At 66.7% G+C, this 20898-nt stretch carries 17 protein-coding genes; 8 read left to right on the top strand and 9 right to left on the bottom strand.

The window, feature by feature from the left end; all coding sequences use genetic code 11:
- Nucleotide 1 precedes the first annotated feature (1 nt).
- The 6 genes from ccmI to QX048_RS30360 form a co-directional block, all read right to left on the bottom strand.
- Nucleotides 2-1105, bottom strand: a complete 1104-nt coding sequence (gene ccmI / locus QX048_RS30385; RefSeq protein ID WP_315828272.1) for a c-type cytochrome biogenesis protein CcmI — start codon at nt 1103-1105, stop codon at nt 2-4.
- A gap of 138 nt (nt 1106-1243) precedes the next feature.
- Entirely contained in the window at nt 1244-1513 is a 270-nt protein-coding gene (locus QX048_RS30380) for a hypothetical protein (RefSeq protein ID WP_315716145.1), read from the bottom strand.
- 106 nt (nt 1514-1619) lie between these two features.
- Nucleotides 1620-3086, bottom strand: a complete 1467-nt coding sequence (locus QX048_RS30375) for a hypothetical protein (protein ID WP_315828271.1) — start codon at nt 3084-3086, stop codon at nt 1620-1622.
- Nucleotides 3087-3196: 110 nt separating this feature from the next.
- Nucleotides 3197-4573, bottom strand: a complete 1377-nt coding sequence (locus tag QX048_RS30370) for a sensor histidine kinase (RefSeq protein ID WP_315716143.1) — start codon at nt 4571-4573, stop codon at nt 3197-3199.
- 62 nt (nt 4574-4635) lie between these two features.
- On the bottom strand, nt 4636-5310 hold the full coding sequence (locus QX048_RS30365; protein ID WP_006614547.1) for a response regulator transcription factor: 675 nt from the start codon (nt 5308-5310) through the stop codon (nt 4636-4638).
- A 274-nt stretch (nt 5311-5584) separates the two neighbouring features.
- Complete coding sequence (locus QX048_RS30360) at nt 5585-5737, bottom strand: hypothetical protein (RefSeq protein WP_315753054.1); 153 nt, start codon at nt 5735-5737, stop codon at nt 5585-5587.
- A gap of 255 nt (nt 5738-5992) precedes the next feature.
- On the opposite strand from QX048_RS30360, the gene QX048_RS30355 reads away from it, so the two are divergent.
- The 4 genes from QX048_RS30355 (at nt 5993) to QX048_RS30340 (ending at nt 10341) form a co-directional block, all read left to right on the top strand.
- Nucleotides 5993-6967: a Ku protein gene (locus tag QX048_RS30355; RefSeq protein ID WP_315828270.1), complete on the top strand. Its 975-nt coding sequence runs from the start codon at nt 5993-5995 to the stop codon at nt 6965-6967.
- A 468-nt stretch (nt 6968-7435) separates the two neighbouring features.
- On the top strand, nt 7436-8437 hold the full coding sequence (locus QX048_RS30350) for a LysR family transcriptional regulator (RefSeq protein WP_315753057.1): 1002 nt from the start codon (nt 7436-7438) through the stop codon (nt 8435-8437).
- A 60-nt stretch (nt 8438-8497) separates the two neighbouring features.
- Nucleotides 8498-8848, top strand: coding sequence for a hypothetical protein (locus QX048_RS30345; RefSeq protein WP_315828269.1), 351 nt, complete (start codon nt 8498-8500; stop codon nt 8846-8848).
- Complete coding sequence (locus QX048_RS30340) at nt 8845-10341, top strand: porin (protein WP_315753059.1); 1497 nt, start codon at nt 8845-8847, stop codon at nt 10339-10341. The genes QX048_RS30345 and QX048_RS30340 overlap by 4 nt, the downstream gene beginning before the upstream one ends.
- Before the next feature lie 214 nt (nt 10342-10555).
- On the opposite strand, the gene QX048_RS30335 is transcribed toward QX048_RS30340, so the two are convergent.
- Entirely contained in the window at nt 10556-10720 is a 165-nt protein-coding gene (locus tag QX048_RS30335) for a Flp family type IVb pilin (RefSeq protein ID WP_315716136.1), read from the bottom strand.
- Nucleotides 10721-11102: 382 nt separating this feature from the next.
- Between QX048_RS30335 and QX048_RS30330 the strand changes: the two genes are divergently transcribed.
- The 4 genes from QX048_RS30330 (at nt 11103) to QX048_RS30315 (ending at nt 18402) form a co-directional block, all read left to right on the top strand.
- Nucleotides 11103-12635, top strand: a complete 1533-nt coding sequence (locus QX048_RS30330; RefSeq protein WP_315753061.1) for a thymidine phosphorylase family protein — start codon at nt 11103-11105, stop codon at nt 12633-12635.
- Nucleotides 12636-12681: 46 nt separating this feature from the next.
- A complete protein-coding gene (locus QX048_RS30325; RefSeq protein WP_315828267.1) occupies nt 12682-14274 on the top strand; it encodes an MBL fold metallo-hydrolase in 1593 nt (530 codons plus the stop codon).
- Nucleotides 14275-14532: 258 nt separating this feature from the next.
- A complete protein-coding gene (locus QX048_RS30320) occupies nt 14533-16650 on the top strand; it encodes an OmpA family protein (RefSeq protein WP_316200820.1) in 2118 nt (705 codons plus the stop codon).
- 12 nt (nt 16651-16662) lie between these two features.
- Nucleotides 16663-18402 carry a cell envelope biogenesis protein TolA gene (locus QX048_RS30315; RefSeq protein WP_315828265.1) on the top strand — a complete coding sequence of 580 codons (1740 nt, stop codon included), beginning with the start codon at nt 16663-16665 and terminating at the stop codon, nt 18400-18402.
- A gap of 195 nt (nt 18403-18597) precedes the next feature.
- On the opposite strand, the gene QX048_RS30310 is transcribed toward QX048_RS30315, so the two are convergent.
- Together QX048_RS30310 and QX048_RS30305 are read right to left on the bottom strand one after the other, a co-directional pair.
- The gene (locus tag QX048_RS30310; protein ID WP_315753065.1) at nt 18598-20181 is read right to left on the bottom strand and encodes an MDR family MFS transporter; all 1584 of its coding nucleotides are present in this window, start codon (nt 20179-20181) and stop codon (nt 18598-18600) included.
- A 168-nt stretch (nt 20182-20349) separates the two neighbouring features.
- Nucleotides 20350-20862, bottom strand: a complete 513-nt coding sequence (locus QX048_RS30305; protein WP_315739849.1) for a YcgN family cysteine cluster protein — start codon at nt 20860-20862, stop codon at nt 20350-20352.
- Between the last annotated feature and the right edge of the window lie 36 nt (nt 20863-20898).

Genomic DNA, 20898 nt, shown 5'->3' with positions numbered 1-20898 from the left:
CTCATCCATCCAAGCCGAAAGTCTTCACGCCCTCGTTGAGCTGCCGCAACCGCTCGGCATCGCCGGACACCGCCTGCCGCGCATCCGACAACGCCCCCTTGGCCTTGTCGAGATCGCCCATCACGACGTAGGCGCGCACCAGGCGCAACCAGCCCTCGACGTCGTCGCCATTCTGCTTCAGCCGCGCCGCCAGCCGGTCGACCATGCCGCGGATCATCGTCTCGCGGTCACCGTCGCTCATGCTCTTGGCCGCGGCCATCGCCTCGCTCGGCAGCGCCGGCACCTCGCCGCCGCCGACCCGGCCGAGCGCCGCCGTCACCAGCGGCCGCCACGGCGCATCCGCCGGCGCCTTGCCCAGCATCGCCCGCCAGATGTTGGCCGCATCGTCCTTGCGGCCGTCCTGCTCGGCGGCGAGACCGAGATAGTAGTTCGACTTCGGCTCGTCGGCCTCGAGCGCGTGGGCGCGCTCGAACTCCGCCTTGGCCTCGGCAGTGACGACGCCGCCAGCGGCGGCCGTGATCATCTCGCCGAGATCGGCGCGCTTGGCCGCGCCGTCGCCGGCATAGGTGATCATGTTGCGATAGGCCCGAATCGCGTCATCGGTGCGGCCGAGCCGCGCCAGCACCGGGGCGAGCACGGTCCAGCCGCGGCCGTCGGTCGGGTTCTTCTGCAGGTGCTGCTCGACCTGCGCCACCAGCGTTTCCAGCGGCTGCGTCCCGTTGGGCGGCGCCGCGCGTGCGGTGAGCGGGAAATCCGGCAGTTGCGGCGAGCCGAGCGGCAGGTAGACCGCGAGCGCCACGATCGGCACGCCGATCAGCGCCAGCACGGCCGCCGCGCGGCGCAGGCCGAGGCTCGGCTTCCCCGCGGCCTCGCCCTCCTGGTCGGCGGCAGCCAGCAGGCGGCGGCCGATCTCGACCCGCGCGGCTTCCGCCTCGACCTTGCCGATCAGCCCGGTTTCGACGTCGCGCTCGATCTCGGCCAGCTGATCCTTGTAGACGACGACCTCGCGACCGCCAGACGCGGCCCGCGCGCCCAGGCCGAGCGGCAGCAGGACGGCGAAGATCGCCGCGGCCGTCATCACGGCGAACACGAACCAGAGAGTCATCGGACAGAGTTCCAGTCAGCGCCCACCGGCAGGCGCGCCTCGCGCCGCTTTTAACCAGCACCGTTCCCGGCGGCAATTCACATTTGCCGCCGTGGTAGCGCAGCCGTCCGCGCCAAAAAACTCAGGAGGATTACGTAATTAGGGGACCTCGAACTCGGCGCTCTTGGCGAGATAGCTGCCGTGCCCGTTCAGGGCCATAAGGAAATAGGTGCCCGGCCGGACATGGTCGGTGAGCCTGATCCGCAGCGACCCGACCGGGACCGGAGAGGCGATGGTGGTGACGGGATCGGGAAGTGGCGCCCCGCTCGTCTTGTCGACGAGCACGACCTTGGCCTTGATCATGAGGTTGCGATAGGTCGCGCGGACGACGCGGTTCTCGACCTCGACGAAGTTGATGACGGAAATCATGGTCTTGATGAAAATGGATGGAACTTGGCGGAACCTATGCGTGGCCCCGGGGCGAGGTCAACCTGAAATTGCAAAATCAAAAACGTCGACAGACTAGCAGAAAATCTCAACCGGCGCGCGAGGATTTTCGCTCGCCGTTCATCGCGTTCTCGGCCGACCTGCTCATCAATTGGGCGTAGTCGTTGCCGAACAGGACGTGACAGAAGCGGATCGCCGCCGACACCTGCGACTGCCGATAGGCGCGCGCCCGCGCGTCGCCCGAGCGCAGCGACTGCACCAGCGCTTCGGTGGCCTTCTCGACATATTGCTGCAGATCGGAATAGGTCCGCAGCGTCACCTCGTTGATCGCGAGCTCGCTGGCATAGTTGCGGCAGACGGCGACGAACTCGATCAGTGCCGCCACCTCCTCGACCTCGCTGCCATCGACGCCGGCGCCGGCCGGAATGTCCTTGTCGGCGCGCTGGCGCAGGATGCGGCGGACGCGGCCAGGCACGCTGTCGATCTCCGATTGCAGGGCATTGGAGATGTCGGCGCGGATCGCGGTGAGCTGCTTGCCCCAGTTCGAATCCGAGCGCAGGTCGAGCTCGGTGCGCAGGCCGCGAACGCCGTCATGCAGCGTCTTCAGCGTATCGCCGAGATCGGAGAAATGACCGCGCCGGATGTCGGCGCGCAGCACCGAGGCGAGACCGGCGAGATCGTTGAGCGCGATGGTGACGGCGACGCCGAACGGGGTCGCGGCGACCCTGATCTCGTCATCGGAGGCGGCGATCTTGGTGGCGAGACGGATGATCTGCCAGGGCGCGGCGAGCCGCTGCATCACCAGCGACAGTGCGAACGGCAGCATCAAGGGCGTCTGCAGCGACGGCACGTTGATGGCTTCGGTGACGGAGGCAATCTGCGAATCGCCGAGCACGCGGATGATGCCGGGCAGCCGGCCGTTGAGGCCGTCGAGCGCCTCGCGGTTCTGCAGCACCAGCGCGATCGGCAGCAGATCCTCGATCACGCTGGGGGCGCCGATGCGGGCCAGCGCGCGCTGGCGGTCGCCGGTCGCGTTGGGGCCGACGAGGTTCATCAGCGCCTCGGCGGCGGCGCGCTGCAGCTTGCGTGCGGTCATCTCGACCTCGCGCGAACTGTCGCCGGAGACCGACATCGCGGCCTCGAATTCGGCATAGCGCTCCGGCGCGCCTTCGCGACCGAGCCACTGCCAGACCGGCAGCAGCGAGGCACGGCGGATCTGGCCGGGACGGAGAGGACCGGTGGAATCGGTGAGGAACGGGTCGAGCGGCCGGAACAGCCGACGCGGGCCATCGCCGCTCTGGCGGCGCTCGTCGCGGCCTTGCGGACGGGCGACCTCGATGGCGGGTTGGGGCCGCGCCGGGTCGGCTGCTGGAGCGGGAGCCGGCGGCGCGACGGGCCGCACCACCTTGCGCAACTGCTCGAGCACCAGGGTCGCCACGGCGACGTCCTGGCCGCGCTCGATGGCGCGCTCGAATTCGCGCATCAGGAGCGACTGCGCGTTCGGCGGCAGCTGCCCGAGATATTCCCTTAACCGCTCGTGAGCTGTCTGACCCATGCGCCGGCGTGCAAATTTCCACGGCGAGAGCGCACATCGCGCACCCCTGCCCGAACCATAGCGTCCGCGATATTAAGAACACCTTTAGGATGGCGAAATTCGCCGCCCCGTCAAACGCCGGGAAGTCTCAGCTCCGCCCGCAGTCCCCCGGTCGGGGCATCGCCCAGGGTCAGGCGGCCGCCATAGAGCGCAGCCAGATCGGTGACGATCGACAGCCCGAGCCCCGACCCCGGCTTGGATTCGTCCAGCCGCTGGCCGCGCCGCAGCACCTGGGCGCGCTCGGCCGCCGAAAGGCCGCGGCCATCGTCATCGACCACGATCCGCAGCATCGGCGAGGCCCCGGACTGGGCCGGCGGCTCCACGGTGAGCTCGACCGAGACCCGCGAAGCCGCCCATTTGCAGGCATTGTCGACCAGATTGCCGACCATCTCCTCGAGATCCTGGCGCTCGCCGCGAAACCGCGCGGCGGGATCGGCGGTCGCCTCGACCACGATGCTGCGGTCGCGGTAGATCTTTTCCATGGTGCGGCGCAGCGCCTCGATGGCCGGCGCCACCTCCGTCACGGTGGACACGATGGTGACGCGCGCGGCGATCCGCGCCCGCTCGAGGTGGTGGGCGACCTGGTCGCGCATGACGTCCGCCTGCTCCATCACCTTGGCCGCGAACGGGTCCGCCGCATGGGTCGCCGCTTCGTTCACGATGACCGAGAGCGGCGTCTTGATGGCATGGGCGAGATTGCCGACATGCGTGCGCGCCCGCTCGACGATCTCGCGATTGGCGTCGATCAGCGCATTGGTCTCGCGGGCCAGCGGCGCGATCTCCACCGGAAACTCCCCTTCCAGCCGCTCGGCGCGCCCGGACCGGATGTCGGCGATCGATTCGGAGATGCGTTTCAGCGGCGCGAGGCCATAGCGGACCTGGAAGATGGTCGTGAGCAGCAGCACGATCCCGAGCGCGGTGAAGGTGCCGCCGAGGTAGTAGTCGAAGCTGCGGGTCTCGTCGAAGATCTCCGAGGCATCGCCGGCGACGCTGACCAGGAACTTGCCGTCGGAGCCGAGATCCACCGGACGCTCGACCATGCGCAGGTCCTGGTTCTCCGGCCCTTCGACATATCCGATCCGGATCCCGGCCGCCGTCAGCTCGATCCCCTGCTCCTCCAGCTTGGGCAGCTTCTTGTCCCACAGCGAGCGCGAGGCCCGTACCTCCGGCTTCTCGGCGTCGGTACGGGTGATCTGCCAGTACCAGCCGGACAGCGGCAGCTCGAACAGCGGCTCGCCCAAGGACTGGAATTGGCGGTCCGGCGGATCGTCGGGGGTGGCGACCTCGGCGATCAGGGTGCGGAGATAGAGGTTGAGCCGGCGATCGAAGGCGCGCTCGGTCGCATTGCGATACACCGAGGACAGCACGATGCCGGTGATGGCGAGGATGACCACGAGCCACGCGGTCGCGGACAGGAACAACCGGGTGGCAAGTGAACTCTGGCGCATGACCGCAAACTAGCGAAACGGCCGGCGCCCGGCCACCTCGAATGGCTGGCTCCGGAAACGGATCAGGCGCCTGCGGCCGGCGGCGGGGTCAGCAGGTAGCCGAGGCCGCGCACGGTCTGGATGACGTCGCAGTCGAGCTTCTTCCTGATGCGGCCGACGAACACCTCGATGGTGTTCGAGTCGCGGTCGAAGTCCTGGTCGTAGAGATGCTCGACCAGCTCGCTGCGCGAGACGACGCGGCCGGAATGATGCATCAGATAGGACAGCAGGCGGTATTCGTGTGAGGTCATCTTGACGGGGTTGCCCGACACGCTGACCTTGCCAGTGCGGGTGTCGAGGGTGACCGGCCCGCAGGTCAGCTCGCTCTGGGCGTGGCCGGCCGAGCGGCGCAGCAGCGCGCGGATGCGCGCCAGAACCTCTTCCAGGTGGAAGGGCTTGGCCACGTAGTCGTCGGCACCGGCGTCGAAGCCCTGGACCTTGTCGCTCCAGCGGTCGCGCGCGGTGAGAATCAAGACCGGCATCGCCCGGCCATTGCGCCGCCACGCCTCCAGCACCGAAATGCCGTCCATCTTGGGCAGGCCGATGTCCAGCACGACAGCGTCGTAGGGCTCGCTGTCGCCCAGATAGTGCCCTTCCTCCCCATCGAACGCACGGTCCACGACGTAGCCGGCGTCGCTCAGGGCCGTGGTGAGCTGACGGTTGAGATCCGGATCGTCCTCGACAACGAGCAGACGCACGCTTGCCTCCAAAGCTGAACTGCACGATTTCCGCCCTCAAGATGAACCGGAAGGCCGTGAACCGTGCATGAACGGAACCCGAGCGACCAGGTTACTTTTTGGTCATCTCGATCGGGACCGCCGGCAGGGGCCGACAGAATTGGGGCGGATATAAGCTCTGAAAGACGGGCATGAGAAGACCCGCCGCACGGATGGCGGGGCTCGAACGCGGATCTGAGGGACGCGGACGGACGTTACCCGGCCACGCAATGGAGCGGATCGAACGGTCCTCGCGTCAGGTGCGGAAGAACACGAACCAGATCAGGCCAAGGACGAGCAGCGCCAGTCCGGTGGAGATGGCCAGGATCGCCAGGACGGACGGTCCAGGCTCGCCCTGCCGCGCTTCGGTGGGGGTCTCGACGATCTGCGTCGGTCGTCTGGCTGTCATGGTGCCCTCAGCTCACTGTTATTCGCATTCCGAGCGGTGAAGCGCTCTGTCACGCACTCCCGTTGGCAACGTCGGCCGCCAGATGATGTTCCGGGGCGGCGCCCCCTGCGACGGGTTAACGCCGATCCGAGAATCTGCCGGCCAGCTTGTTGAATCCGCAGCCTCGGGTGTTATCCTCGCGGCTGCCGCGAGAACGACGCCCGCAGCAGTCCGGTTCGGAGCAAGCCGTTAGTTCGGAGTTAAGTGGAGTAGGTCATGGCCCCGCGCGCCAATTGGAAGGGTTTTCTGCGCCTGTCGCTCGTGACCTGTCCGGTCGCGCTCTATCCGGCGACGTCGGAGTCCGAGAAGGTCTCCTTCAACCAGATCAACCGCAAGACCGGCCACCGCATCAAATACAGCAGGGTCGATGCCGAGACCGGCGAGGAAGTCGCCAATGACGACATCGTCAAGGGCTACAAGGTCGACACCGACACCTACATCGAGGTCACCAAGGACGAGCTCGAGGACATCGCGCTGGAATCGACGCACACGATCGAGATCGACGAGTTCGTGCCGCGCACCGACATCGACAGCCGCTATCTGATCCGTCCCTATTATCTCGTCCCCGACGGCAAGGTCGGCCACGACGCCTTCGCGGTCATTCGCGAGACCATCCGCAGCATGGACAAGGTCGCGATCGGCCGGGTCGTGCTCACCAATCGCGAGCACATCATCTCGCTGGAGCCGCTCGGCAAGGGCCTGATGGGAACGCTGCTGCGCTACCCTTACGAGGTGCGCAACGAGGAAGAATATTTCGACGACATCCAGGATGTGAAGATCACCAGCGACATGCTGGATCTCGCCAAGCACATCGTCGAGAAGAAATCTGCCGACTTCCAGCCGGAGAACTTCGAGGATCACTACGAGGCCGCGCTGATCGAGCTCATCAACAAGAAGCGCAGCGGCGTGACCATCGCCGCCAAGGCTGCACCGAAGTCGAGCGGCAACGTCATCAACCTGATGGACGCCCTGAAGCGCAGCCTTGCCAGCGAGGGTGACAAGGCGCCCGCCGCTGGCGCCCCCGCGCCGAAGGCCAAGGCCAAGAAGCCGAAGAAGCGCGTCGAAGGCCAGCGCGAGATGCTGCTGCCGATCAGCGGCAAGAAGGCCAAGGACGAGCCGAAGAAGGCCGAGGAGCCGAAGAAGTCGGAGAAGCCGGCACGAACCACCGCACGCTCACGCAAGGCCAGTTGAGGCTTCGATACGGCGAACGACATCTGAACCTTCGCGCGGCGCACGGGTCCCTGTGCATAACGGTCGCTCGACCGCGACTACGGCGAGTTCCAGCTGTTGCCGTGGGCACGCCATCGCGCGTGGTGTTGCGGGTCATCCACCAAGGACACCGCATCGATCGTCCCCCCAATTGGTGGAAAAAATATCTGCCTAGGTCAGGTAAGTCGATCCTGCGATGGTGGTCCGGCGATCAGGCGCGGATTTGTGATCGTTTCGACATCACTTCGATGCTTGCGGAATGATCACGTCGCACCTAGCTCTGCGGCGCGGGATGGTGATCCGGGCGTAAGCTTCCTGATGGAAGATTGATGTGCCTGATCGGTCGGGACGACGCTGGCGAAGTCGTCCCAGCCGCACGACGCGGCGTATCAGGGGGATGTGGATGTTTCAGCACGATGCGGACCAACGCCGGGCGCAGTACGCCTAGCGATGGCACGGGTTCAGCTGTCCGAGCTCTCCGCTTTCGCAGCCGTCGCGGATTCGTTGAGCTTCACCAAGGCGGCCGCTCATCTCGGCTGCTCCTTGCCGACCATCAGCCAGACCATCAAGAGCCTCGAGGAACGGCTGGACGTCAGGCTGTTCAACCGGACGACGCGCAGCGTGGCCCTCACCGAGGCCGGCGAGCGCCTGCTGGCGGAGATCCAGCCGATTCTCGAACGGGTCGACCAGGCCATCGAGAGCATCAACGCGTTCCGCGACAAGCCGATGGGTACCCTGCGCCTGACCGTATCCCGTGTGTTCGCCGTGAGAGGGCTCGGGCCCCTGATCAGGTCATTCCTGGCCGAATACCCGGACATCCATATCGAACTGGCTGTCGACGACACCAACAGTGACATCGTGCGCAATCGCTTTGATGCCGGCATCAGATCCGGCCACCGGGTGGAGCGCGACATGAAGGTCATCCGCGTCTTCGACGAGTGCAGCTTCGTTGCGGTTGCCGCCCCCGGCTATCTCGCGGCGCATCCCGCGCCGGCCGTGCCCGAGGATCTCCAGGCCCATAATTGCATCCGACATCGGGTCCCTGCCGACGATACGCTGCAGCCCTGGATCTTCGAAAAGGGCGGCGAGCGCACCGAGATTGCCGTGGACGGCTCCCTTATCGTCAACGACTTCGATCTGGCGCTGAATGCCGCGCTCGACGGCATCGGCGTCGCGTATCTCGTCGAGCCGATGATCGAGTCGCATCTGGCCGACGGACGGCTAATGCGGCTGCTGCCCGGCTGGCGCTACGCGACGCCCGGACTGTTCCTGTACCATCCGAGCCGCCGGCAACCGCCGATGCCGCTGCAGGTCTTTCTCGACTTCGTCAAGCGCTGGCGCAGCGGCGTCACGCTGGACGCAATGTCGCGCGCGGCGGATTACGACGCACGCGGGTTGGTAGCAGCGACGTCACATCGAACGTCGATTCACGTCGAGCCCAACCGTCGCTGAGATCGCGTTGCGAGGCTGGAGAGGTCAATCGCGCGTCGGCAGCGGCGCTGCGAACGCGCCATGATGTACGCAGCTTGCGATGTGCACCGGGATTGTTCGGGATTCCCATCTAACCTATTCACGATTATCACCATTAACAAATCGACACCGCGAGGCCAAAACCGCGGCGTGACTGCGTCGATGCTGGTGCGTGCGAGCAGCGTGTTAACGACGATCGAGTGGGCTTCGAACAAAGCAGAGCGCATTCATCAAATTGAAATTGGCTCATGCACACTTCATTCAACCATTCCGCCGGCCGCGCTGATCGAGCCGCCGTCGGAATCAGAGGTGTGGGAGCGGCAATCTGGCGAAGCCAGGGGCGACACGCGGGGGGCCGTGTGCATCGCCATCAACCGGAGAAACGGGAAATGAAGACGTTGAGGGGCCTGCTACTCGGAACGGGAGCAGTGATATTGTCCGCCGCGGCGGCGCAGGCTGCGGATCTTCCACTGAAGGCCAAAGCCGTCGAATATGTGAAGGTGTGCTCGCTGTACGGCACGGGCTTCTACTACATTCCCGGTACCGACACCTGCATCAAGCTCGGCGGCTATCTGCGCGCCGAGACCGCGCTGTGGACCAACAGCAACTATGGTGGCGCCTATTCAGGCCAGGCCGGCGCCGATAACCGCCTGAGCAACCGCTATCAGACCCGTTCGCGCCAGGATCTGAACATCGATACGCGCACCGCGACCGAATATGGCGTGGTGCGTACCTATTTCGAGACCGTGCTGAACTGGACCTCGGGCTCCTATGGCGGTGCGGGCGCCGGCGCGACGTCCTACACCGGCGACGCCATCTCGGGCGGCATCGTCGGCGTCTACTACGCCTTCATCCAGTTCGCCGGATTCACGATGGGCAAGGCCGTGTCGACCTTCGACGCGCCCTGGACCAACTATCCTGGCAACAATTTCGACGGCCTGGTCGGCGGCAGCGGCTCCAACAACGGCGTCAACCAGTTCACCTACACCGCCGATTTCGGCCAGGGCATCACCGCCGCGGTCTCGCTGGAAGACCAGACGCAGTTCTTCACCACCAACATCTGGAACACCTCGGGCATCACCGCGGCCGGCGTGCTCGGCGGCAATTATGGCTCGAGCAGCTTCGGCGGGACGGTGTCTCCCGACATCATCGGCATGGTTCGCGTCGACCAGGCGTGGGGCATCTTCCAGGCGTCGTTCGCCGCGCATGACAATCATGCCGCCTATTACGGCGCGTCCGAGACCTCGGGTCATCCCTCCGACAAGTGGGGCTGGGCCGCGCAACTGGCGCTGTCGATCAAGAACATCCCGACCGGTCCAGGCGACGTCGTCAACCTGCAGGCGGTCTACACCGACGGCGCGAGCCGCTACAACTTCCAGAGCCTCGCCAACACGACCTATTCGATGTATGGCAGCACGGGCGTAGCCGGCGCCTATCAGAGCATCGGCTTCGCCGGCGTCGGCGACGCGGTGTTCGGCACCGGCACGGGCCTGTCGACCGTGCAGACCTGGGGCATGCGCGGCGCCTTCACCCACAATTGGGATCCGCGCTGGAATACGGCGCTGTATGGCGCCTATGCCCAGGTGCGCTATGGCCAGACGGGATCGAGCCTCATCTGTGCCGGCATCGCCGCCACCGGGATGCTGACCGCGGGCTCGACCTGCAATCCCGACTTCAATCTCGGACAGATCGGCCTCATCACCCGATGGACGCCGGTCAAGGGCCTCACCTTCTCGGCCGACGTGACCTACAGCCACCTCGACCAGAAATATTCGGGCACGGCGATTGCTCCGGCCGTCACGAGCACGGCAAAGCCGGCCGCGATCTACCAGCTCAAGGACCAGGACACGGTGAGCATGCTGCTGCGCGCCCAGCGCAACTTTTGAAGCTGGACTGTTGAACCTCTGACTGCTCGACGAGCTTCCGGCGATGCCCCCGCCGGAAGCTTCGTTCGTGGAGACAGGCGGCGCGTCGCACGCAACAGAATGGGATGGGGCACAATGCAGCAGGCGTCGTGCACAATCACGACGCCTGTGACTTGATCGGCCAATGAGTTGATCACGCGCCGACTTGATCGCGCGGCAATTTGACCGGCGGGCTCTACTTGATCGAGGTGTTGATCGCGGTGAACTTGCTGCTCAGTCCCGAGCCCAGGCCATTGACGGCCGCCAGGATCACGATGCTCAATCCGCCGGCAATGATGGCGTATTCGATCGAGGTCGCGCCAGCCTGATTCTTCAGGAAGCTCGCAATCAACTGCCGCATCTACCTCTCCGGTCGGGCTCGATCATCTGACGCGCCGGAAGGGCGCGCCGAGGCCGGGATGGACGCCCCGCCGGAAACCCTCCGTCATCGGCTTGAACAATCGGTTAACCCGATGAGGTACCTGCGCGGCCCAGATTCGGAGCCGGCATTCCATCGCAGGCCCGCCCTCGCCCGACCTCCGAGATCCGAACCGGAGTGCAAGCAACTGAACTTGCTTCGCTTTATTCTCAGTCCGCGGCCCCCGGCCGGTTGGCGGCAAAGCCGAGCCGCTGAATCCTCGTCCGACACATTCAGAAAAAATTCGGCTTATCCGCCAGATGCCACGTCATGATCTGGGTCAACGGCGATGGCGTGGACCGCCTTAAAGGTTATCCTGGTCGCTATGAGCACAACAGATTCCGCCCGTCCCCAGCTCAAGATCCGCAGCGTCGCGCTCGACACCGGCCGCGAGAACGTGGTCGTGATCTCCCGCCGCTCGAAGGCGTTGCGGCCCGAGGTGTTCCGCGGCTTCAGCCGCGTCGAGCTGCGCTGCAACTCGCGGACGCTGCTGGCGACCCTTCTGATCACCGACGACGACGCACTGGTCGGCCCCGACGAGATCGGCCTGTCGGAACCGGCGATGCGGCGCTTCGCCGAGCCGGCCGGCACGCGGGCGACGGTGTCGCCGGCGACCCCGCCCGAGAGCATGGAAGCGGTGCGCGCCAAGATCCGGGGCGAGACCTTGAGCGACCAGGCGATCGCTGCCGTGATCGAGGACCTCACCCACTACCGCTACTCCGACATGGAGATCGCGGCTTTCCTGATCGGCTCAGCCAGCTTCATGAGCTCCGGCGAGCTGCTGGCGCTGACGCGCGCGATGGCCAATGCCGGCACGCAATTGAAATGGCCCGAGCCGGTGGTGGTCGACAAGCACTGCATCGGCGGCATACCCGGCAACCGCACCTCGATGGTGGTGGTGCCGATCGTCGCCGCCCACGGCCTGACCATTCCAAAAACCTCCTCGCGCGCGATCACCTCGCCAGCCGGCACCGCCGATACGATGGAGGTGCTGGCGCGGGTGAATGTCGGCGCCGACGAAATGAAGTCGATCGTTGCGGCCTGCAATGGCTGCGTGATCTGGGGCGGCCACGTCAATCTGTCGCCGGCCGACGACGTCCTGATCTCGGTCGAGCGCCCGCTCAGCCTCGACACCCGCGAGCAGATGGTCGCCTCGATCCTGTCGAAGAAGCTGGCCGCCGGCTCGACGCATCTGCTGCTCGACCTGCCGGTCGGGCCGACCGCCAAGCTCACCAGCGGCGCGGAGGCGATGCGGCTGCGCAAGCTGTTCGAATTCGTCGGCGACCGTTTCGGGCTCAAGGTCGAGGTGATCACGACCGACGGCCGCCAGCCGATCGGCAACGGCATCGGTCCGGTGCTGGAGGCCCGCGACGTGATGGCGGTGCTGGGCAACGAGCCGTCGGCGCCTGCGGACCTGCGCGAGAAGTCGCTGCGGCTCGCCGCGCATCTGCTCGAATATGATCCGAAGCTGCGCGGCGGCGCCGGCTACAACAGGGCGCGCGAGCTGCTCGACAGCGGCGCGGCGCTCAAGCAGATGCTGAAGATCATCGATGCGCAGGGCCCGCCGGAATGCCGCAGCGAGCTCGGCGATCTCGCCTTCGACGTCAAGGCGGAGCGCGACGGTGTCGTGTCCGCGATCGATTGCCTGCGGCTCAATCGCCTGGCGCGTACCGCCGGCGCGCCGGTGAACAAGGGCTCCGGGATCATGCTGTTCAAGAAGATCGGCGATCGTGTCGACCAGGGTGAACCACTCTATCGCGTGTTCACCTGCGATCCGTCGGAGCATGATCTGGCCGCAGCCGCAGCTGCCGCCAACCACGGCTATGGCTTCGCCGACGGCGCGAATGGTCGTTCGTGATGAACCGTCATCGAGCATCGATCCATCGTCCTCGGGAGACCACCGCATGAGTGTGACCGTTCGCTTCTGCGGTGCCGCGCATACCGTAACCGGGTCCTGCTATCTGGTGCGGAGCGGCAAGAGCCAGTTCCTGATCGATTGCGGCCTGTTCCAGGGCCAGAAGACGCTGAAGGAGCTCAACTACGGCGACTTCCCATTCCGTCCCGCCGACATCGACGCCGTGCTGCTGACGCATGCGCATATCGACCATAGCGGCCTGCTGCCGAAGCTGGTGCGCATGGGCTTCGACGGCAAGATCTTCGCCACGCGCGGCACCATCGATCTCTGCTCATGGATGCTGCCCGATGCCGGCAACATCCAGGAGCAGGAGGTGCTGGCGCTGAACCGCCGCAACATCGCGCGCGGCCGCGGCGAGGTCAGCCCGATCTACACCCAGGCCGACGCCATCGCGGCGCTGCAATACTTCCAAGCCGTCCCCTACGAGACCTGGACCGAGATCATTCCAGGCGTTCGCGCCCGCTACTGGAATGCCGGCCATCTGTTGGGCTCCGCCTCGATCGAGATCGAATTCGCAGGACAAGGCGCCGATGGCGCGGCGCTGCGGTTGCTTGCCTCCGGCGATGTCGGGCCCGACGCCAAGCTGCTGCAGCCGGACCCGAAAGCGCCGGAGGGCTTCGACTACGTGATCTCGGAGGCGACCTATGGCGACCGGATTCGCGAGCCGACCACGCCGGAGCTGCGCCGCGGCCGTCTGGCCGGCGAGGTGCGCGACGCGGCGGCGGCCAAGGGCGCGCTATTGATCCCGGCCTTCGCGGTCGAGCGGACGCAGGAGCTGATCGTCGATCTGGTCGGCCTGATGGAGCGCGGCGAGATTCCGGCCGCGCCGGTGTTCCTGGACTCGCCGCTGGCGATCCACGCCACCGAGGTGTTTCGCGCGCACACCGAGAGCCTCGACGGCGGCAGCGATGTCGGCCGTCTGTTGTCGTCGCCGCATCTGCGCTTCACCGAGACGGTCGATGAGAGCAAGGCGATCGCCAAGCTGACCGGATTTCACATCGTCATCGCCGCCAGCGGCATGTGCGATGCCGGTCGCATCCGCCATCATCTCAAGCGCTGGCTGTGGAACAACCGCGCCACCGTGCTGCTGGTCGGCTATCAGGCCAACGGCACGCTGGGGCGCTTCCTGCAGGACGGCGTCAAGGCGGTGCGCATCCAGGGCGAGGAGATCAAGGTCGCGGCACGCATCCGCATGATCGACGACTATTCCGGCCACGCCGACGGCGCCGAGATCGCCCGCTGGATCGCGGCCCGCCGCCCGATTGCGCGCGGCCTGTTTCTGTCCCACGGCGAGGATGCCGCGATCGCGGCGCTGGCAGCGCGCGTCGCCGAGCGCATCGTGCCGACCGCGAAAGTGTTCTCCCCCCTGCTCGACGACGTCTACGAGCTGACGAGCGCGGTGCCGACGCCGCTCGACGTCGCGCGCCGGCGGCGGCTGGCGCCGGAGGCGGTCACCCGGCTGGACTGGCACAACGACATGTCGGGCCTGCTGCTCGACATCCACGAGCGGATCGAGCAAGCCGCCGACGATCGCGCCCGCGGCGTCATCATCCGCCGCCTGCGCCGGGCGCTGGAAGAGTGATGCGAGCGGCGTAGCCGCGAAGGCTGCGCGCCTGCGATGTTCGTCGTCGAACGGTCACACTTTGATCGCACCTTGAGGACCATCAGGTGCGGTGCGAAGCTCGCAGACGGCGACGCTCTCGCAGCTTGTGCATATTGAAACACACAACGTGCCGACGGCTGGTCTCCGAGAGCTGTTCTGATAGGCTCGACACGTGGTTCATAACAACGGAACGATCCGGGTGAACCGGGCGCAGGTGGGGAAACGAGGGGCTCTCACATGCATCAACCATCGAAATGGTGGGCGGGACTGATCGCTGTTGCCGTGCTCTGGCTCGCGGCCGTGAGCTTCAAGACGGCTGATGTCGAGGACGACATTGCGCCGCGGGCACGCGCCGCCGTCGCGGCCGCCGTCCCCGACACAGCCGCGGCCCTCAAGGTCACGGTCGCGGGCCGCGACGTTCGCATCGCAGGGCCGGAGTTCAGTCCCGATCAGTCGACGAAACTGGAGGACGCCGCATCGGTCAGCGGCGTCCGGCTCGTCGAGGGCACCTACGACAAGCTGCCGACACCGAAGCCCTATGCCTTCCGCGCCACGCGAAACGGCGGCCAGCTCGTGCTCGAAGGCGCGGTGCCGACGCCCGCCGTTCGGAATGCCGTGCTCAATGCCGTCCGTTCGTCCGGTGGTGAAGTGGTCGATCGCCTCTCCTATGCGCTGGGAGCTCCGGCCGACTTCGCGGCCATCGCGAGCCATGGATCGGTCCAGGCCGCCAAGCTCAATGGCGGCACGTTCGCGCTCGCGGACAAGGCTTATTCGATCGCAGGTGCCGCCGCCTCATCGGACGTCTATGAGGCTGCCGTCGCGGCGACGCGGCAGCTGCCGGGCGGCGCCGTGCTCGACAAGGTGGCGATCCTACCGCCGGAGGCAAAGCCGTTCATCTGGAGCGCGGTTCGCGAAGGCAACACGCTGGTGATGTCCGGCGTCGTTCCGAATGACGATATCAGGCGCGCGCTCGAGGCCGCCGCGATCAAGGCCTGGCCCGGCGCGTCGGTGATGCATCACATGCAGATCGCGCGTGGCGCGCCTGCTGGCGATTTTGGCGCCTACACGTCCTATGCGCTGGCGGAGCTTACCAGGCTGAGCACGGGCCGCGTCGTCATCTCCGACGCCACCTACACGATTTCGGGCGAGGCGCCCTCCACCGCCGCCTACGATGAAACGATGTCCGGGATCGGCAAGCTGCCGACCGGGCTGAGCTTGGCGAAAGCCGAGATTCTGCCGCCGGAAATCAAGCCCTATCGCTGGTCGGCGGAGTTCGACGGCACCGGCTTGAGCCTCACAGGTCTCGCGCCGAGCGGAGCGGCCCGCGATGCGATGCTGGGCTCCGCCAGTGGACAGTTCGACGGCAAGCCGATCAAGAGCCAGATCGGCATCGCCCGCGGCGCCCCGGATGGCGACCTTGCCAAAGCGAGCGCGAGCCTGCTGCAGCAGCTCGCCAGGCTGTCGCAGGGGCGCGCCGAGATCAACGACACCCAGGTGTCGCTCAGGGGCGTCGGACTCGCCAACGTCACCGGCGCAGCCGTGCGCGAGCAACTGGCCGGCGCCCTGCCCGCGCCGTTCGCGCTCGCGTCCATCGACGTCCGCGACGGCCCGGTCTCGCCTTACGCGTTCGGACTGCAGAAGCAGGACGGCCGTGTCATGCTGAGCGGCTACGTGCCTGATGACGCCGCCCGCCGCGATCTCGTCGACGCCGCCACAACGACCTTCATCACCGAGACGGTCGAGGACGGTCTGAAGATCGGCGACGGTGCGCCAAAGGATTACGTGCAGTCGCTGAAGGCGACGTTCCCGGCGCTGGCGCGGCTGTGGTCCGGCGCGCTGACGGCGAAGGACGCGGCGATCACGGTCGACGGGCTTGCCATCTACGACAAGTCGGCCGAGCAGGTCCGCAAGGAGCTCGCCGAGGCGGTCGGCAGCGGCTTCAAGCTCGACGACGTCAAGATCGGCGTCAAGCCGGAAAGCCCGCCACTCGCGGTCGCGGAGTGCCAGCCGGCGTTCAACGGGCTGCTCGCCAAGGGCCGCATCCGCTTCAGCACCGGCAGCGCCGAGCTGAGCCGCGCCTCGCTGGCGCTGCTCGATCACCTGGTCGAGGTTGCGCAGCGCTGCAAGGATGCCGAGATCGCGATCGAAGGCCACACCGACAATGTCGGCGACGAAGCTGACAACATGGACCTCTCCAAGCGCCGGGCGGCGGCGGTGGTCGGCTACATCGGCGACGCCGGCATCGACACCTCGCGCATGACCTCGGAGGGTTACGGCCAGACCAAGCCGGTCGTCTCCAACGACACGGCCGAAGGCCGCGCGCAGAACCGCCGCATCGAATTCGTCGTCAAGTGAGGCGCTGACATCATGATGTACGACCTTGCGACATTTCCGTTCTGGATCATCCTCGCCGTCGGCATCGGCGGCTTTGTCGGCTGGCGCACCTGGTCGGACGAGCCGCGGCCGGACTGGCTGAGAAGCTGGCTGCTGCCGGCGACGCTCGCTCTCGTCATCGGGATCCTGATGGCGCTGCTGACCGTGCTGCCCGGACGTGCCGGCCTGTGGCTCGAGGTCGGCCTGCTGATGGTCGGCGCCTATCTGCTCGGCTGCCTCATCGGCGGACAGCTCAGGGAATATGTCGGGTTGGGTGACACCAGTGCGATGTCGCCGGGCGGGCCTGGAAGCAGCGTCGCGTTCGCCGGCGCAACCGCGGCGGCTCGTCCTTGGGCGGACAGCCCATCCCCGGCTGCGCAAGCCGCAGCCAGCGTCGAGGCCGATCGCCTTGCCACTGAAGCTGCCGCGAAAGCCGAAGCCGAAGCCGAACGTGTTGCGGCCGAAGCCGCTGCAAGGGCGGAGGCCGAGCGTCTAGCCGCCGAAACGGCCGCAAAGGCCGAGGCTGAGCGGCTCGCCGCGGAAGCCGCGGCAAGGGCCGAGGCTGATCGCCTGGCGGCTGAAGCCGCAGCGAAGGCCGAAGCCGAACGTCTCGCTGCCGAGGCGGCGGCGAACGCCGAGTCCGAGCGCCGTGCTGCGGAGGCCGCCGCGAAAGCCGAAGCCGACCGCCTCGCTGCGGAAGCAGCCGCGAAAGCAGAGGCCGATCGTGTTGCGGCAGAAGCGGCTGAAAAGGCCGAAGCCGAACGCTTGGCCGCCGAAGCAGCGGCGAAAGCCGAAGCAGACTGTCTTGCGGCAGAGGCCGTTGCGAAAGCCGAGGCGGAAGCCCGGCGTCTCGCGGCCGAAGCGACCGCCAAGGCTGAGGCCGATCGCCTCGCCGCCGAAGCGGCCGCACGCGCGGAAGCCGATCGCCTTGCCGCCGACGCCGAGGCCGAACGGCTTGCCGCCGAGGTCGCCGCATCATCGGCCCCGGAGAGCCCGGCCTCGGCCGACGACAGACCGCCGGCCCTGCCCGCCCCCGAGGGCGCCGCCGACGATCTCAAGCTGATCAAGGGCATCGGACCCAAGAACGAGCGCGTCCTCAATGACATCGGCGTGCATCATTTCAGCCAGATCGCGGCGTGGACGCCTGACCATGCGAGCTGGGTCGGCCATCACATGGCCTTTCCCGGCCGGATCGAGCGCGAGCACTGGATCGCGCAGGCCAAGCTGCTCGCGGCCGGCCTCGACACCGCGCATTCCAGCGCGGTGAAGTCCGGCGCGATCACCATCGACGAACACGCCGACGCGCCGCTGAGCGAGGACGAGGCGAGCTACCTCCTGGCCCACCTGCCGGCGCTGATGCCGCCCGTCGAGAACGAGGACGTCCACGGCGGCGCCCGCCCGCTCGGGCTCGTCGCGCCGCGCGGCGGCCAGGCCGACGATCTCAAGCTGATCAAGGGCATCGGCAAGCAGAACGAGGCGCGGCTGCACGGCCTCGGCATCTGGCATTTCGCGCAGATCGCGGCCTGGACCGCCGAGCACGCCAAATGGGTCGGCTCGTATCTGGCGTTCGCAGGACGAATCGAGCGCGAGCAATGGATCAGTCAGGCCAAGGAGCTCGCAGGCGGCGCGACCACGGAATTCGCCCGCCGCGTCGAGGCTGGTCTGGTCAAGTCATCCGCCGACGACGGCTCCCGCGGGCAGGACAACGTCGAGATCGTGCAACCACGCGAGTAGCGGCGCCAACTGGAGCATGATCCGGAAAAATGGAAACCGGTTTTCCGAAAAGATCATGCTCAAACAAAGAGATGAGATCATGATGCGCTTCCGTGGAATCGCATCATGATCTAAACGAATCGTTGGGTATGCAAAGGCGCTGACTTGCCCTCTCGTCACGCGCGATGGTGATGGCGCCGTGCCCACCCTGCTTTCCTACTCGGCGAGCTCGACCGCCTCGCTGCGCGACGGGCCGGCCAGCGGCCGCTCCTCCATCAGCATCATGCAGACGGAGGCGCAGGCCAGCATCGCGGTGGCCGCGGCATAGACGAAGCGGAAGGCATGGATCATGTCGGCTTCCGCGATGCCGCTGACCGCGCCATGGGCGCCCTCCGCCAGCGAAATGTCGGCGCCCAGCGCCATCAGCAGGATGGCGCTGAAGGCCGCGACCGTGAACGAGGACATCATCGAGCGGAAGAAGTTCATGGCGCCGGTGATGGTGCCGATCTGGGAGCGGTCCACCGCGTTCTGCAGCGACACCACCGAGATCGGGAACGCCGTGCCGAGCCCGATGCCGTAGATCGACAGCAGCGCCATCAGCACCCAGAGCGAGGGCGTCGTCACCGTCATGACCGCGGCGGCGATGGTGCCGATGATCGTGCCCACGATGGCGACGCGCTTGTAGTGCTTGACCCGGGCCATGGTGCGGCCGGCAACCGCGGCGCCGAGGGTCGAGATCGCCGCGATCGGAATCAGGCCGAGGCCGGCCTGGCTCGGGGTCAAATGATAGACCAGTTCGTAATAGAGCGGCAGATGGACCGTGAGCCCGATCAGGGCGCCGAGTGCGCAGCCGCTCGCCAGCATGCCGTAGGGCACCACCGTGCCGCCCATCAGCGACAGCGGCAGGAACGGCTCATCGGCCCGCTTGGCGTGCCAGACGAAAGCCAAGCCGAGCGCCACCGCGCTGCCGATCATCGCCAGCAGGGTCGGCGACAGCCAGGCCAGCTTGTGGCCACCCCAGGTCAGCACCAGCATGAACACGACGGCCGAGGCCATCAGCAGCAGGCCGCCGGCCCAGTCGACCTTGCGCAGCCGGTGATAGACCGGCAGCCGGCCCATCTTGGGCAGCAGCAATGCGAGCGCCGCGATCGCGAGCGGGACATTGATCCAGAAGATCATCGACCAGTGCAGATGGTCGGCGAAGAAGCCGCCGATCACCGGCCCGAGCAGGCCGGCGAGCAGCCAGACCCCGCTGAAATAGGCCTGGTACTGGCCGCGCTCGCGCGGGCTGACGACGTCGGAGATCACGGTCTGGACCACCGGCATGATGCCGCCGCCGCCGAGCCCCTGCAGGCCGCGGGCGAGGATCAGCACCGGCATGTTCGGCGCCAGCGCGCAGACCACCGAGCCGACCACGAACAGGCTGAGCGCGGTGATGATCATCGAGCGGCGGCCATAGATGTCGCAGAGCGTGCCGAACACCGGCGCCACCGCGGTCGACGCCAGCAGGTAGGCGGTGATCACCCAGGAGAGATTGGTGACGTCCTGAAACTCGCGGCCGATGGTCGGCAGCGCGGTCGCCACGATGGTCTGGTCGAGCGCGGCCAGGAACATCGTCAGCAGCAGGCTCATCAGGATGGTGCGCACCTCGGCCTGGGTCAGCGGCACCGGCGGCGCAAGCGACGGCGCATCCTCGATCGCCTGAACCTGCGGCGGAATGGCCGGCAGCTCGGCGGCGATCTCTTCGGGCAGGGATTGGGACGCGGCAGGGTAATGCGTCTGCCGATCAAACTTGTTCATGGGATGAATGCCGTGCCCGGGCGCGACGACGCCGCGCGGATTCGCTGTCTGGCGAACTACTTAAGGCATAATTTTCCCGTGCGGCAGCGGGTCGGGTGCATGGGTGCATTCCGACAGCACGGGAACGGTCGCATCATCGTGACTTGCTGCGGGTGCGAGGTGATCGCGCTATTTCGGCCTTCGCTTCAACTTGGCCCGCTTCGGCAGCAGCACCGGCCACTGCACGATGTGGTCCTCGAGCTGGTCGTCCGGAACGTCGTCCTCGGTGCCCTCGACCCGGCCACGCACCGAGACGCCGGCTTCATGGACCGTCTGAGGATCGCCCGAGATCAGGGGATGCCACCAGTAGAGATCGCGCCCCTCAGCCACGAGGCGGTAGCCGCAGCTCGGTGGCAGCCAGGTCAGCGTGCGGACGTTCTCAGGTGTCAGGCGAACGCAATCCGACACCTGTTCGGAACGATTCGGGTAGTCCTTGCAGGCACATAGCCCGGCATCCAAGAGCTTGCAGGAAATGTGGGTGAAGTAGATGTCGCCGGTATCCTCGTCTTCCAGCTTCTCCAGGCAGCAGCGCCCGCAGCCGTCGCAGAGGCTCTCCCATTCCGCCTCGGACATCTCTTCCAAGATCTTGGTTTTCCAGAACATTCCCTCCTGGCCCGAGGGACGTTTGAGCGGTGCGGTCATCGGGCGATTCTCAAAGAGGGCGTGAGGTGGCCGCCA

This window comes from Bradyrhizobium sp. SZCCHNS30572 (assembly GCF_032484415.1).
In the GTDB taxonomy this organism is placed as follows: Bacteria; Pseudomonadota; Alphaproteobacteria; order Rhizobiales; family Xanthobacteraceae; genus Bradyrhizobium.
This window is presented reverse-complemented; position numbering and strand designations above follow the sequence as displayed.